The organism is Parabacteroides sp. AF17-28, assembly GCF_003479205.1.
Taxonomy (GTDB): Bacteria; Bacteroidota; Bacteroidia; order Bacteroidales; family Tannerellaceae; genus Parabacteroides; species Parabacteroides acidifaciens.
In genome coordinates, this window is sequence record NZ_QUGV01000001.1 from 324,933 (window position 1) to 337,779 (window position 12,847).

General features: G+C 40.8%; 13 protein-coding genes. 1 reads left to right on the forward strand and 12 read right to left on the reverse strand.

Going from position 1 to position 12,847, the window contains the following annotated elements; genetic code table 11:
- Positions 1-83 precede the first annotated feature (83 nt).
- Genes DWW90_RS01380 through DWW90_RS01430 form a run of 11 tightly spaced genes read right to left on the reverse strand, consistent with a single transcriptional unit; the run spans position 84 to position 11,447 of the window.
- Positions 84-1,088 carry a glycosyltransferase family 52 gene (locus tag DWW90_RS01380; protein ID WP_122343704.1) on the reverse strand — a complete coding sequence of 335 codons (1,005 nt, stop codon included), beginning with the start codon at positions 1,086-1,088 and terminating at the stop codon, positions 84-86.
- Between the two features lie 25 nt (positions 1,089-1,113).
- Positions 1,114-2,373 (reverse strand): oligosaccharide flippase family protein, encoded by a 1,260-nt coding sequence (locus tag DWW90_RS01385; RefSeq protein WP_115499471.1) that lies wholly within the window; start codon positions 2,371-2,373, stop codon positions 1,114-1,116.
- Between the two features lies 1 nt (position 2,374).
- The gene (locus tag DWW90_RS01390; protein WP_122343705.1) at positions 2,375-3,061 is read right to left on the reverse strand and encodes an acylneuraminate cytidylyltransferase family protein; all 687 of its coding nucleotides are present in this window, start codon (positions 3,059-3,061) and stop codon (positions 2,375-2,377) included.
- 7 nt (positions 3,062-3,068) lie between these two features.
- Entirely contained in the window at positions 3,069-4,109 is a 1,041-nt protein-coding gene (locus tag DWW90_RS01395) for a nucleotidyltransferase family protein (protein WP_115499469.1), read from the reverse strand.
- Position 4,110: 1 nt separating this feature from the next.
- A complete protein-coding gene (gene neuC / locus DWW90_RS01400; RefSeq protein ID WP_122343706.1) occupies positions 4,111-5,265 on the reverse strand; it encodes a UDP-N-acetylglucosamine 2-epimerase in 1,155 nt (384 codons plus the stop codon).
- Positions 5,262-6,269 (reverse strand): N-acetylneuraminate synthase, encoded by a 1,008-nt coding sequence (neuB, locus tag DWW90_RS01405; protein WP_122343707.1) that lies wholly within the window; start codon positions 6,267-6,269, stop codon positions 5,262-5,264. The genes neuC and neuB overlap by 4 nt, the downstream gene beginning before the upstream one ends.
- 3 nt (positions 6,270-6,272) lie before the next feature.
- Positions 6,273-6,914, reverse strand: a complete 642-nt coding sequence (locus DWW90_RS01410; RefSeq protein WP_122343708.1) for an acetyltransferase — start codon at positions 6,912-6,914, stop codon at positions 6,273-6,275.
- Positions 6,911-8,050: a LegC family aminotransferase gene (locus tag DWW90_RS01415; protein ID WP_122343709.1), complete on the reverse strand. Its 1,140-nt coding sequence runs from the start codon at positions 8,048-8,050 to the stop codon at positions 6,911-6,913. Before DWW90_RS01415 ends, DWW90_RS01410 begins: the two co-directional genes overlap by 4 nt.
- On the reverse strand, positions 8,043-9,020 hold the full coding sequence (locus tag DWW90_RS01420; RefSeq protein ID WP_122343710.1) for an NAD-dependent 4,6-dehydratase LegB: 978 nt from the start codon (positions 9,018-9,020) through the stop codon (positions 8,043-8,045). Before DWW90_RS01420 ends, DWW90_RS01415 begins: the two co-directional genes overlap by 8 nt.
- A 3-nt stretch (positions 9,021-9,023) precedes the next feature.
- Positions 9,024-10,625: a tyrosine protein kinase gene (locus DWW90_RS01425; RefSeq protein WP_122343711.1), complete on the reverse strand. Its 1,602-nt coding sequence runs from the start codon at positions 10,623-10,625 to the stop codon at positions 9,024-9,026.
- A 6-nt stretch (positions 10,626-10,631) separates the two neighbouring features.
- Positions 10,632-11,447: a polysaccharide biosynthesis/export family protein gene (locus tag DWW90_RS01430; protein WP_115499462.1), complete on the reverse strand. Its 816-nt coding sequence runs from the start codon at positions 11,445-11,447 to the stop codon at positions 10,632-10,634.
- A 190-nt stretch (positions 11,448-11,637) separates the two neighbouring features.
- Here DWW90_RS01430 and DWW90_RS01435 point away from each other — a divergent pair, with 190 nt between their 5' ends.
- Positions 11,638-12,477 carry a S1 RNA-binding domain-containing protein gene (locus DWW90_RS01435; RefSeq protein ID WP_122343712.1) on the forward strand — a complete coding sequence of 280 codons (840 nt, stop codon included), beginning with the start codon at positions 11,638-11,640 and terminating at the stop codon, positions 12,475-12,477.
- A gap of 119 nt (positions 12,478-12,596) precedes the next feature.
- Here DWW90_RS01435 and DWW90_RS01440 read toward each other — a convergent pair whose 3' ends face one another.
- A complete protein-coding gene (locus tag DWW90_RS01440) occupies positions 12,597-12,797 on the reverse strand; it encodes a hypothetical protein (protein WP_122343713.1) in 201 nt (66 codons plus the stop codon).
- Positions 12,798-12,847 lie beyond the last annotated feature (50 nt).

A 12,847-nucleotide genomic window follows, 5' to 3' on the forward strand; every position in this document is an offset into this window, starting at 1 on the left:
ATGATTCGATTACTGCCTGTTGACAAATGTACTACTTTATCGGGACTCCCGCAACAAAAGCAACGACTCTTTAGGATTGGAAATCATTTATTACCTTTCAAATTCCCGATCTGGATATCTCCATATTTTTCCAATAGTCCCGGATGCACGGCATGACCGGAAAAATGAATCTTAACAGTTGGAGGCAGTAAAAGCACTGCGGTTGAACTTATTGTATAGGCATCTTTAAACCGCACACCTAATAACGTCAACAGTTCCATCGGTATCGGTTTATCAAATACACACACACCGGGAAAAGCAGTCTTATAATCAACCATATCACGAGGATGTCTCTTGATGAGAAGTTTGTCTTTGTCCACATTCTCCAGCATCTTACGATAAATGCCAATGAGCCCGTCAAGCGTTATTTCATCTGCAAAGGGCTGTGTGAAAAGAACTGTATCTTTCTGAGAAAGCTCTTTCAGCATCGCAAAGTCAATGGAAAAAAGACTGCAAATCCGCCCTTTTTCACTTTCTTCCAAAGCATCCCACATCTGAGGCAGATCGATAAGAATTGCTTTTTGTTTTAATTCTTCCGGAATACTTTTCATTCCTGTCAGGATAACCTTCTCCGCATAGGAGGATTTACCTAACGGCCTCTTTGTCGACAATGGGCCAAATAAGAGATTCCTGATTAAAAGTTCGATCCCTGAATACTCGATAAATCCAAAAGGATTATCACAATAATTGCCCATGCCATCCTCCAAGACAGTCATTTTTCTATTTCCGGTCAAGGAGGGGGTAAAACAAAGATGGTCATGCCCATATAAATCAGCTGATGATAAAAAAGGCCACTTAAAAGGAGCGACCAATCTCAACTTCAGACGAAGCCAAAGTCTTGATATAAAGTTACGCTTTGGGAAATCTTTGGAAGGGATGTAATAATGGTTAGGGAACCTATTTCTTATCGAGGCATCGATCCCATCCGAAAAGAAGAAAAATGTATGATCCGTTTCTTCTTTACTACTGATCAACAAATAAATAAACAATGAATAAACCGTATCGACTATACAAACCCTCGAAAAACGGGGGATAGAATATTTATGCATAGAATATTATATTAAATTCAACAAATCATATCAGTTTATATATACGACGACTGTATAAAAATACGCCTAAAGTAATCATCATGTTTACAATCATCGTTACATAAGCCGTGTACATCACCGAATACCGCGTTAGCAACACGGATAGCAGCACATGAAAGAGAGACATTGAAAATGTTATATACATTAGTTTTTTTGTCTTCTTATAATAGAACAGATAATTCACAAACAAATAATATACACATTGGAAAAAAGCACCCATGCATAACGGGAACAGATAGGGTACTGCATCTTTATATTTAGGAACAAATACCGGTATAAAGATAGAAGTTCCGACATAAACACATAATGTAACAATTGCAAAAAACAAAGTCATGACTTTAGTCTGCTTCAATAAACGGCTGGATGTATCCGCCTCTATATTGGCAAGGTTCTTATATATATATACCGAGTTTGTCGCATTAAAAGCCAAGCCTATAATCTGAATAATATTAGCAAAATTGTAAGCGAAGCTGTATATTCCGACTTGGGCCGCCATATAAAAGTAATTAATCACATACCGATCCAAGCCTTGACGAATCCAGGCGGAAGCGCTATGAGGAATTAATGGGATACCGAAAGCCAAAGCAGACTTTACGGTTTCTTTATTTGGTATCAGCCTTTGGAGATAGCCCCTTCTTATCAGGAAATAGATACTGACGAAAAAGAACAGCATACTGACGGCAACCTGTGCGTACACTCGTCCCAACCACCCCCAATGGAAGCCAATAACCAGAATTAAAGTCAAGATAAAGTTTGCAAGAACTGTTGAGACACTATATATTCCATAGGAAAGAGGATTTTCTTCCAAACGCCAAATATCCAGATTAACAGTGGAAAAGACTTGCATATAGCAAACCAACAGCCCCAACCATTGATACTCAGCAGACAATCCGATTATCCGTTCAAAAAAAGAGGAAAAGGACAAGAGCAGTAATGAAAAAACAAGAAATGAAGCGGAAGACAGGCATAAAACCGTACTTAACATCCGCCGAAGTTGCGTTTTCTCTGCAGAAAAAAAATCGACAGCGATAATACCCGTCGCATTCAATGAAATAAAAATAGCCAACAATGTCACAAACGTATTAAACAGGTTCAGCTCCCCATATTCGGAAGGGGGGATAAAGCTGGCTAATACCAATAACAGTAAGAAGCCGATGCCACTATTCAGAAAAGAGAAGAAAGCGAATAACGTTCCGTTCCTGAACAATGTATTAGTCCGTATCTTATTTATCAAAGCAAAAGACATGCTACTTCCCTTTACTCATTACAGCTTCCAGATACATCCAATCTGTAAGGGTATCTAAATCGACTGACATATCCAGTGGCATAACATATTTACGTATTTTCTTAAAACTATCGAAATACCCCTTACGCAATGATTCTACATTAAAAACATAAATAGCCCCGTTAAACATCCAGACAGAAGGAGTATCCTGGCGTCTTCTAAAAGCGCCATCGCCCTTTGAGATACGAAGATACCCATCCCTGTTTTCCTCGAATAAATTATAATATGGATTTTGAGGGGATTCGCATACGGAAACAACGGCATCAACAGACTTATCATATAACCCGATAGCTTCCGTTACCTGCCGGGCAGTCCGCAGTGGAGAAGTCGGTTGCAAAAGGACTACCGCATCATAGTGAACCCCTAAGTTCTCATAAAAATCGATTGCATGCAAAATGACCTCGTATGTACCGGCTGAATCTGTCGCAAGAAAATCAGGTCTTTTAAACGGAACTGCCAGACCATAAGATGTAACAACCCGTATAATTTCATCGTCATCGGTCGAAACACAGATATTACTGTCGTCCGTCAATTGACGGGCCACATCAATCGAATAGGCAATTAAAGGCTTTCCCGATAACTGTTTTATATTCTTATGAGGAATACCTTTACTTCCCCCTCTCGCCGGTATCAAATACAACAATCTCATTATTCAATTATAAATGGTTTACTAATTCCTGAGCTTTATCAAAATCTTCAAACTTACCGATATCCAGCCAATATCCGGTAATAGGATAACGTATGACTTTATAGCCCTTCGAGATTAACAGATTAAGGAAATCCGTCGCATCAAAAAACGTATTTGAAGGAATAAGTTCCAATAAATCTTTCTTTATCAAGTATATGCCGGCATTAGCATAATAATTGAATGTCGGCTTTTCTTTTATGCCTCTAATCTCCCGCCCTTCCAAATCAAATATCCCATACGGAACCGAAACAGAGTAAGGCACTGCAGCCACAGACATATCAGCCTGATGCTCTGAAAAATGAGAGAAGAAATCTTCGTAATTTATATTTGTAAATAAATCCGAATTCATCACCAATACCGTATCATGATGAAAATGTTCTACGAACCTGATCGACCCTATCGTTCCTAAATACTGCGGTTCGCGAACACAACGTATGTTGGAATCCACACGGGATTCGGCTATATACGACTCAATCTGTTCCTTTAAATAATTTACGGTTATTGAAATATGATCGACACCGTATTCGATCAAACGATCTATATTATAATCGATAATCGGTTTATTGCCAACCTTCAACAATGGCTTGGGGACTGTCTCCGTCAACGGACGTAGACGCAATCCTTTTCCTCCCGCCATTAAAACCGCATCTACCGGTAAAATAGACTTCTGTTTCTGAAGGTTATATATTTTAATTATATGCTTATCACAATCCAAATAGGGCAATAAGACTATCTTCTTCGATTTTAGCGTTTTTATTTCATCAATAGAAATATTGCCATATTGTAAATAATGGAAATTTCGATTCATGGCCAAAGAAACAGGAGCATCCAATGTAACCCCTTTAATCAGGCACCGGCGAATATCTCCATCTGTCAACGAACCGACCATTCTCCCCTGACCGTCTACGACAAACAGAGTTAAGATATCATTAGATAGTTGATTCAATGAAACTAAAGCCTCTCCGATATTTAGATTTTCATCTATAATATATTTTGAGTTTGCATCCATATTACAAATTATAAAATGATTTTTGAATCAGGTTTTCCAATGGATAAGTTTTCAACTGAGAAACAATCATGTCTGTAGTCCCCTCCTTTTCATACGGATTACTCCGCAATTTTGAAGCTGATTGAATAGTTTCAGAGAAAATTAATCTAAAACCCTGTTCTATTTCTTCCGTCGACGTTCCGCAGTGCACCACGCTTTTTGCAGCAATACGCCCCTTTTGACGGTTTCCGATATCCAGAGTCGGTATTCCGAAACTCGGAACTTCCAAAATGCCGCTCGAAGAATTACCAATCGCAGCAGAGACATATTTCAATGCGGAAAGATAACGAAGCTTGCCTAAAGACTTAAAAGCGATTGCCCGGTCTTCATTCTTTGCAACAAAATCTTTTATGCAGTCTATTATGACACGCCCGTCCGTATCCGAATTCGGGAGTGTAAAAATAATCCGATATTCCGGATGCCTTGCCAAGACTTCCAACAAATTGTCGCATTGTTCCCGCGCCGTACACGTTTCCAAAGTCACGGGATGGAACGTGACAAGCAGAGACTTGTCACCTAATTTAAAACCCAAACTATTCTCCAATTCCTCTTTCGAAAGGAAAGAACCTTTTTTTATATTTTCAACTCCGATAGCCCCTACATTAAACACCCGATCCGGGCTTTCTCCCAACTGGATCACCCTTTTCCGATATTCTTCCGTCGATGTGAAATGCAAATGGCTCATCTTGGTAATCGCATGGCGGATCGCATCGTCATAGGCTCCTTCCGTAATCTCCCCTCCGTGCAGGTGGGCCACAGGAATCTTAAAAAACAAGGCAGCAGAAACGGCTGCCAAGATTTCATACCGATCGCCTAAAACAACAATCAGGTCAGGACGCAGATCTTCATAGGCATCGGCAAAACCAATCATGCCTAACCCTACGGATTTAGCCGTGGCACTCGATGTATCCGACGAAAGCAGCATCTCAACCCGTTTATCGATAACAAAACCATCTTTCTCGATTTCTTTGTACGTCAAGCCAAATTCAGGAGAAAGGTGCATATTGGTTGCTATGACCTGTAGTTTTAAATCTTCAGATTCATCTATTTGCTTCATAAGGCCACTTAGTAAGCCATACTCAGCCCGACTGCCGGTTATAACGCATATCTTTCTCATAATTCTATCAGATCATCCGGTTCATATATTCTTGTCGCCGTTTTCCCTAACACATCCAACCATTTCATGGGAGAAATGCCGTTTCCCGGACGTTTTACAGTCAGATTCTGTTCTGTAAAAATCTCACCTTTCTCTATTTTAGAGGCAGCAACAATGCTTTTCCGGGCAACTTCTATATTTTTAGCTTCCGAAGGGCTTACCCGTTTTTCAGCATCCCCTAAAGCTTTTTCTATATTTCGAATCGATGAAACCATTCTCTTCAGTTCATCCGGCTCCAAAGAGGCTTTATGATCCGGCCCCTCCAAGTTCCGGTCCAAAGTAAAATGCTTTTCTATGACAGAAGCCCCTAATGCGACAGCCGCGACAGGGACCTCTATACCTCTTGTATGATCGGAATATCCGACTTTGACATGAAATCTCGCGGCTATAGACTGCATAGCCCGCAAATTCACATCTTCCATAGGGGTCGGATATTCTGTATTACAATGTAGCACAATTATATCATCATGCCGAACACCATTTTCCACCAGGACAGCCAACGCTTCTTCTATTTCCCGGTATCCGCTCATTCCAGAAGACAGGATTACAGGTTCTCCTATTCGGGCAATCTTCCTTAAATAAGGATAGTTAGTAATTTCTCCCGAAGGAATTTTCCACAATCCCAAATGAAGTTCTGCAAGAAAATCGATACTGTCCAAATCAAAAGCAGTAGAGAAGAACTTCACTCCTTTCTTTGTACAATAGTCTGTCAAGATCAAATGCTGTTCGCGGGTAAGTTCCAGTTGCTTCAGCATCTGGTATTGGGAATTGTTGCCATCATGGAGGTTCCTTTGTTGATACTCAGCTTTGACAGCATTCTTTGAAACCAGTGACTCGGCTTTAAAGGTTTGAAACTTAACATAATCCACTCCTGCCTCTGCCGCCACATCAATCAACTGTTTCGCCATTTCAAGCGAGCCGTTATGATTTACACCTGCTTCTGCTATAACAAGAGTATGCTTCATATCTTACAATTTTATCTTTAATAAAGCCGGATTACCGGAATAAACGCCTTTTTTCACTATATTTTTACGTACAACACTACCGGCAGCAATCACACAAGATTCCATAATACCGACACCGTTCACCATCACAGACTGACTTCCTAAAAAGACACCCTGGCCAACCGTACAATTGCCATTCACCATGGCTCCGGTCGAAATATGGCAAAAATCTCCAATAACAGCATCATGCTCAATATTGGCAAATGTATTAATTATGCAACCTTTCCCGACATGGGCGTCTGCATTAACCATTGCATGGTGTAATACCACACTCCCTTCGCCAATGGACGCATGACGGGAAACACGGGCTGTAGAAGCCACAACCGTAGCCAAACGGCCACCAACCGATTGAATGCGTTCGTGCAATCTGATTCGCAAACTTGCATCTTTTATATGCCCTACCGTCACCAGGAACAGGGCCTTGTCTACATATTCAGCCAAGTCGTCGTCTGTTCCGACAACCGGATATCCCAAAACAGTAGTACCGACAAATTCCGGCATATCAAGTATGCCGAGTATCGTATAACCGGCACTTTCGGCCGCTTCTATCACCGACTTGCAATGTCCGCCGCCACCGACCAATACTATATTACCGGGATCACTCATAACCGAACGCTGCTTGGAATATTTACAACACGTTCTTCAAACCAGTAAGTATTTGTCAGATCGTCCGTCTGGCAACCTGCAAACATCGGTTGTTTATTCATCAATCCCCAAACCGGCCGTGTCATAACTCCATGATCATTTGTATAGGTCAGAAATTCATCACGCGCCGACTTATCCGGCAATAAAACCGCATTTAACCAATAATTGGAACGGCAATCTTCCGGTTCGGGAAAAAACTCAATCGGCATATCCTTGAAAAACAGCTCATATTTTTCAGCAGTCTCACGTTTATTAGCGACAAAACGATCCAGATTTTCCATCTGCGCGCAACCTAAAGCCGCATTGATATTAGGCATACGATAATTATAACCTATATGGTCATGCATAAATTCCCAACGATGGGGCACCTTTGCCTGCGTCGTCAAGTGTTTTGCATAAGCGCCCAATTCGGCATCCCGGAACAACAACATACCACCTCCACCGGTCGTAATCGTTTTATTGCCGTTAAAGCTTAAAGCACTGATTTTTGCAAAAGTACCTGTATGCCTGCCCTTATACAAACTGCCGACACTTTCAGCGGCATCTTCTATTAACTCGATATGATATTGCTCACATATTTGTACAAGTTCCGCCAATTTGACAGGATGCCCGAACGTGTGCATCGGGACACAAGCTTTTATTCTCCGCCCTGTCTCTTTATTATAACAAACCCCGTCTTTTATTTCTGCAGACGTTGAAAGCCATTTCCTCAAACTATCGGGAGATAAGCCCATCGTTTCCCGGTCTACATCAATAAAAACAGGATGAGCACCTATATAACTGATTGCATTTGCGGTAGCTATAAATGTCAAAGCCTGGGATATAACCTCATCTTCACGCTCTACCCCCGCCAATAACAAAGCCATATGAAGAGCGTTCGTTCCGTTTACACAGACAACCGCCTTAGCCGCCCCTGTATATTCAGCTACCATCTCCTCAAACCGATCCACAAACTTACCGACACTCGAGACAAATGTCGTATCGATGCACTCATTCAGATATTTCTTTTCATTGCCGATAAAACAAGGGGCATGAAGAGGAATGAAGTCATCCGAATGATATAGTCCATGTATAAAATCAACTACAGGCTTATACATTGTATATATCAGCTTTATATTTTCTCAAATTATCTTTATCCAAAAACCAGTTTATCGTTTCCTTCAGGCCTTCTTCCAAAGGATAAGAGGGCTCATATCCCGTTAAGGATTTTATCTTCGCATTATCTCCCCATAAACGGAAAACTTCTGAGTTCTTAGGACGGATACGGGCCTGATCCTCTATGAACTTAACGTCCGAATTCATCAGACGGGCTATTAAATTCAAAGTATCGCGCATCGAAATTTCATTGTTGCTGCAGATATTGACCTCTTGTCCTATTGCGGCGTCACATTTAGACAATTCGATAAACCCTTTACAGGTATCCTTCACGAAATTAAAATCGCGGGTCGGAGTCAAATCTCCCAGCTTTATCTCTTTCTTTCCATTCGCAATTTGCGTTATAATGGTCGGGATAATAGCCCGGGCCGATTGACGGGGACCGTATGTATTGAACGGTCTGACTAACACGACCGGCAAAGCGAAAGCATTATAGAAACTCATAGCAATCGCATCCGCTCCGATCTTCGTTGCAGAATAAGGAGACTGCGGTTGCTTGGGATGGCTTTCGTCAATCGGGACATAACGGGCTGTACCATACACTTCCGAAGTAGAGGTTACGAGTACTCTTTTCACTCCGTTTTCTTTTGCAGCCTGGCAAATGTTCAAAGTTCCTTTTATATTCGTGTCCACATAGCTGTCCGGCGCAACATAAGAATAGGGAATTGCAATCAATGCCGCCAGATGGAAGATAATCTCGACATCCCGGGTTATATGCTTGCAGAAATGCGGATCACGCACATCGCCTGTCACTACCTCCAAATCAGGATGTTTGACATCATTCAACCATCCCCAATCATTAAAAGAATTGTAATATGAAAGCGCTTTGACTTGATAACCCTGTTCCAATAACATTTCAGTCAAATGGGAACCGATAAAACCATCAGCCCCTGTAACCAATACTTTTTGCATATCTTACTTCGTTTCTTTATATTCCTTCTTTAATGCCACAAATTGCTCTTTTCCAAACAGGAATGCAACAGGAACAACCATTGTGAAAATGATCATGCCGATAAGAGCATATAATTTTCTGGGGGCAATCGATTTCTTCTTGACATATGCAGCCTCAACAATACGTGCCCGGTCCTTACTCTCTCCAATAGAGAGCATAAAATCTTCCCGCTTCTGCAAAAGGATCAGATAAAGAGCCTGGTATATTTCCTGTTGACGGCGAAAGTCGACATATTCCCTCTCCAATGTCGGAACGACTCCCATCTTATCCATGATGATTTTCTCTTTTCCTTTCAAATCATCCAGAGTCAGGTTCAAACTTTTTTTAGCATTATCGATAGACAGGAAAACGCTTTCACGTAATTGATCCACCTGCTTATTCATTTGTCCTATCAGAGGATTATCACCTTTCGTACTTTGCATGAGTCTTAAACGCTCCAACAATGCTTCATTATAAGATGAAACAGATTTAGAAGAATTCTCGCCCTCACCGGAAGCCAGCAGAATAGGGACCAGATTATATTTATTCTGAGGATCTTTCACATAAGCATCCAACAAATCCACTAAACGGGTTTGAGCCTCCAACTCTATGATCTTCATCTGCAGCTCTTTCATCTGATCAGCATAGAACTGAACGTCATATTCAATATCCGTCATCTTATTCTTGAGTTTGTAACGTTCAATGTTTACTTCAATATCCGTCAGATCGGCAACGACAGCATTTAAACGTTCATCCAGAAACCGGACACTTTTCCCACCTTCCGCTTTTTTAATGGAGTCTTCTTGCGAATTATAAACATCCACTAATGTCCGTAGCAGATCCAGCCCTCTCTTCTTTTCGTAATCGGTACATGAAATCTCCACCACATTCGCATTCTTCGCAAATTCATCAAACAGCAATGACTCGGACAAATCCTGTGCAACCCATATAGCCGGGGAAATTTCAAGTTTCAAAGATAAAGGCTTTATCTCGTCTTCCCGAAACGATAAAAGGAAAGAACCTTCTTCCATCTTTATTTCGGCCGGTAAAGAGTTAAATTCAAAATGTTTCTTGCCGTCCTCGTTCTTGGCGACGACTTTAACCTTTCCTGTCTTATCTATATCGACATTAAATGTTATGGGAGATTCCAGATTCTTTTGTGTCAACGAATCAGCAGACAATAATAAAGGAGTATCTTCATACATTTTATATTTATAGGCATTAGGCTTATAGTAAGCGACATTCAGACCTAACTTCAAAACAACATCCTGCAAAGTAGTCGTAGACATTAACTTTGCCATTTCGTCATCCATATTAAAGCTACCGCCGCTAATGCCACCTAAGCCGAATGTCTTCATCAATCCCGAAGCATCACCGATATTCAACCCCGAACTTGAAGTACCCTTATCTTCCAACAACAAAATCTTTGTCATCATCTCATAGGTACGGGGAACCAAAATCAAATATAATAAAGCTGGAATTAACGAAATAATACCTGCCACTACAAAACATCGCCAATGACGGAAATAATAAATGATAATCTTTTTCAGATTAATTGTCTCATTATCTTGCTGAATAGATTCCATATATAATTACTTTCTTTTTAAATTAACAATTGTAATGACCATACTCGTTATAATTGAAACTGAGCTTATCACAGAAGTCAGCAACGACATCGTAAAAGAACGGTCCGCACTGGTCCGTGAACGCTGTTTATTCTTTATCGGTTCAGCGTAAACAATATCATTCTGTTGCAAATAAAAATAAGGAGAGGCAAATATGGCAGGATCAGTTAAATCCAAGCGATGGCTTTCTTTTATACCATTATTGTCACGAATCACCAAAATATTTTTCCGGTTGGCGGTCAATTGCAAATCACCTCCCAATCCTATAGCTTCCAATATTGATATTCTGTCATTCTTTATCGTATATGCACCCGGACGCGACACATCTCCCATCAGTGTAATCTTAAAGTTAAGCAACTGCACATTTACCAACGGGTTCTCCACATATTTGGAAATCATTTCTTCCATCTTATTTGCCAATTCCTGCCTCGTCAGACCTGCGGCATGTATCTTGCCCAAAACCGGGAAATTTATATTTCCATCCTGGTCTACCAAATATGTATATAAGTTTTGAGATGCGATGATTGGTTGTTCCCCTTGCGGAGTGGCCGAATATGCATATACCGGAGGATTAAAGGGTGTAACTGCTGCAGGGTCCCATGCTGTCACATTAATCGATAAAAGATCATCATTCGTTATTTTAGTCGTGTACGATTGACTCATTTTCGCCAATTGCTCAGGTGTCAAATCATCTATACCCTGAAAATAAATCACATCTTTTGGCGCCGAACACGCACACATCAATCCACAAAAAAGGGCAAACAAATAATATTTCAATCTCATGCTATTAATTAGTATTTCTAAATTAGAACTGCAAAGATACAATTTTCTAAAGAACCTTCTACTTAAAAACTCCTTATAAAAACTGTTACTTCTATAACGATGCAAATTTTGATATATTGCTGCTTAGAGAGTAAAAAATATAGGATATTAAGCCATTTTCCCGTACTTTTGCCCCAAAAGAAATTGAAAGATGATAGAAATCGGAAAATATAATACGCTTAAGATTGTAAAGGACTTGGATTTCGGGGTTTACCTGGACGGTGGGAACGATTTGGAAATCCTTTTGCCGGCTCGTTATGTACCTAAGAATGTGAAACCGGGAGATGAGGTCGAAGTTTTTATTTACCATGATAATGAAGGAAGACTGATTGCTACAACGGCTAAGCCGCTTGCGCAAGTGGGAGAATTTCAGTTCATGGAGGTCAAGTCTGTCAATAATACCGGCGCATTTCTGGAATGGGGATTGATGAAAGATTTGCTGGTTCCTTTTAAAGAACAAAAAATGCCGATGCGCGAAGGGAAATGGTATCTGGTTTATGTACATCTGGACCATGTGACCGGACGCATCGTCGCTTCCGCAAGAATCGACAAATACCTGGATAACGTCATACCTGACTACACTCCGAACCAGGAAGTAGACCTGTTGGTGGCGGAAGATACCGAAATAGGATATAAAGTCATCATCAATAATACACATTGGGGACTGGTTTACCACAGTGAAGTTTTCCAGCGGCTTGAAAAAGGGGAACACCTCAAAGGGTTTATCAAAGAAGTGCGGGAAGATGAAAAGATAGATGTCAGTCTGACTCCATTAGGATATCAGAAAGTGGACGGCATTGCCAAAACAATCCTGGAATCACTGAAAGCGCAAGGCGGATATATTGCCGTACATGATAAAAGCGAGCCGGAACTTATTTACTCTTTATTCCGTTGCAGCAAGAAAGCATTCAAACAGGCTATCGGGGCCCTTTACAAACAAAAATTGATTCTTCTTGAACCGGAAGGAATCCGGTTGACAAACAAAGGCTAACCCCATAGCGCCTTAAACACATATCTAACGGGTACTTATTGTAAAAAACGTCTTGAAAACCTCTCGCAGGACATCCATGAAGTTCCTTACCGAAGCTTGCGCCCGATGTAAAAAACAGGTCAGTTTCCAGTCTGTTTTCGCGAGGTGCGCAGAAAATTCCCCTGAAGTCTCGGTTCATCGCTCTGAAGTTTATCTTCGTTACCCATGAAGTCTGACTTCAGAGCAACGAAGTTCCGGGTCAGCACGATGAAGTCCGACTTCATGGAAATGAGGTGCCGACTCTTTCCGAAATCACCTTCTGCTCCTTTCCATATTTCCATATCCTTCCCTTTGTTGTTTCAAATATTCGATTCTCCGGGAGTTAAGCTTT